The following is a 2,270-nucleotide window of genomic DNA, read 5'->3' on the forward strand; positions in this document are numbered from 1 at the left end:
AGCCGGCCGTGGCGGACCAGCGCCAACTCCCAGCCGCCCCGGGCGGCCGGCCGGGCCGCGGCCAGCTCCACGATGCCGGTCAGCGCGGCCAGCCGCTGCATCCGCACGGTGGCCCGCAGCACGGCGGCCAGCCGGGAGCGCACCACGGCGGCCTCCTCGTAGCGCTGGTCACGGGAGAGCACGTCGATCCGGGCGAGCAGCGCGTCCACCACCGGCTGGGGGTCGCTGGCCGTCGCCGCGCGGAAGGGCGCGACGGCGCTGTCGTCGTACTCCTCGGGGGTTATCTTGTGCTCGCAGGGTGCCGGGCAGCGACCCAGCTCGGCCAGCGCGCAGGCCGGCGTGACGGTGCGCAGCGAGAGCCGGTGGGTGCACTGGCGTAGCGGCACCGCGTCGTGGAAACCGGCGGCGGCCAGCTCGGCGGCGCGCCGGGAGGTGAACGGCCCGAGGTACGCGGTGTCGGTGGGGGAGAGGTCACGCACGATCGACAGCCGAGGGTACGGACCGTCGGTCAGCTTGAGCCAGAGCATCCGTTCCGGGTATTTGGACCGGCGGTTGTACGGCGGGGCGTGGGCGGCGATCAACCGCAGCTCACGGACCTCCGCCTCCAACGAGTGGGCGCACTCCACCGCCTCGACCCGCTCGGCCGCGCCCAGCATCTCGGAGATCCGGGCGCGCTTCTCGCCGGCGGTGAAGTAGCTGCGCACCCGGGTGGCGATGTCGACGGAGGTGCCCACGTAGAGCGGTCGGTCGTCGGCGGCCCGGAAGATGTAGACCCCGGGGACCTTGGGCAGCCCCTCGGCCAGGTGCCGTTTGCGGCGCTGGGTCGGGGTGACCGCGCGGGCGAACTCGATGGCGTCGCCGACCGTGTCCACCCGGTGCCCGCCGAGCCGGCCGATCAACCCGTGCAGCACGTCGACGGTGGCCTTCGCGTCGTCCAGGGCCCGGTGTGTCGGTTGGGTGCTGGTGCGGAAGTAGGCGGCCAGGGTGCCGAGCTTGCGGTTGGGCACCTCGTCGCGGGTCAGCACCCGGCGGGCCAGCGCCGCCGTGTCCAGCACCCGGGGGTTGGGCCAGCGGTAGCCGTGCTTCGCGCAGGCGGCCTTGAGGAAGCCCACGTCGTACGGGGCGTTGTGGGCCACCAGCACCGCGTCGTCGATGAACTCCAGGAAGCTCGGCAGCACCTGCTCGATCGGGGGCGCCGGCACCAGCATGGCCTGGGTGATCCCGGTCAGCACCGTGATGAAGGGCGGAATCGGCTGCCCCGGGTTGACCAGGGTCGCCAACACCCCCAACTGCTCACCACCGCGCACCTTCACCGCGCCGATCTCGGTGATGCCGCCGCCGTCCGGCGCGCCGCCGGTGGTCTCCAGGTCGACCACCACGAAGGTCGTCGCGTAGAGCGGCAGGGCCGGGTCCACCCCGCCCACCGCCGGGTCGAGACCGGCAAGTGACTCCTGGACGTACTCCGCCTGTGCCATCGGCGGCACGCTAGCGCCCCGGTGCGACACTCCCGTCGCAGCCGTCCCATCCGTCACCATGGGGCTAGGATGAGAGATCGGCTCACTCACCGGGCGGTGGGCCCGGTCGCGGTGGGAGACTTGCCACATGCCCCTCACCGAGCCGTTCGACGACCACCTCCCGCAGGAGGATCCGGTCGCGCTCGACGGTGTGGGCAACCCGGACGACAACGTAGTCAACGGCCCATCCGACGCACCGGAGTCGACGACGGACGACGGTCCCGCCGCCGAGCCCGAGCCGACCCTGCCCGAGCCGGTCCGGCAACGGATCGTGACGCTGACCGCGGCGGTGCTGCCCACCCTCCCCACCGACGAGGTGCCGGTGCCGTTGCGCCGGGTGGCCAAGTTCGCCCCCAACCGGCGCGCCCGGCTCGGCGCGCCGGTCATCGCCGCCCAGCTCACCGCCGACCCGCTGTTCCGGCAGCGGGTCACCGCGCGGGTCCTGGCCGACGCCGGTGACCTCGGCGCGGCAGTGGTCGAGGGCACCGCGCCGGCCGCCGCCGACCCGGTCGAGGTGGCCGCGTTGGCCTACCTGGCCCGGCCGCGGGGCTGGCGGGAACTGATCGACGCCAGCGGGGCGGCCGTGCGCGCCGAGGCGGACAGCGCCGTCGTCGCCGAGCTGGTCCGCGAGGCCGAGCAGCGGGCCACCCGAGCCGAGCACGATCGCGCCGTGGCCCGGGTCGAGGCCGACAAGCTCCGCGACGAACTGGCCCGGGTCCGCGAGGAGCTGGGCCAGCTCCGCGAGGAGTCCCGGCA

Annotated in this window: 1 protein-coding gene and 1 pseudogene; one reads left to right on the forward strand and one right to left on the reverse strand. The window is 74.3% G+C overall.

All coding sequences use genetic code 11. The features are described from left to right. Positions 1-1,475: DEDD exonuclease domain-containing protein (locus KBX53_RS30275; protein ID WP_210863113.1), on the reverse strand; the 1,475-nt coding region annotated here is incomplete at its 3' end. Positions 1,476-1,602: 127 nt separating this feature from the next. Here KBX53_RS30275 and KBX53_RS30280 point away from each other — a divergent pair. Then, positions 1,603-2,270 (forward strand): annotated as a pseudogene (locus tag KBX53_RS30280) (hypothetical protein); the annotation flags it as partial.

The organism is Micromonospora sp. M51, from assembly GCF_018070305.1.
GTDB lineage: Bacteria > Actinomycetota > Actinomycetes > Mycobacteriales > Micromonosporaceae > Micromonospora > Micromonospora parva.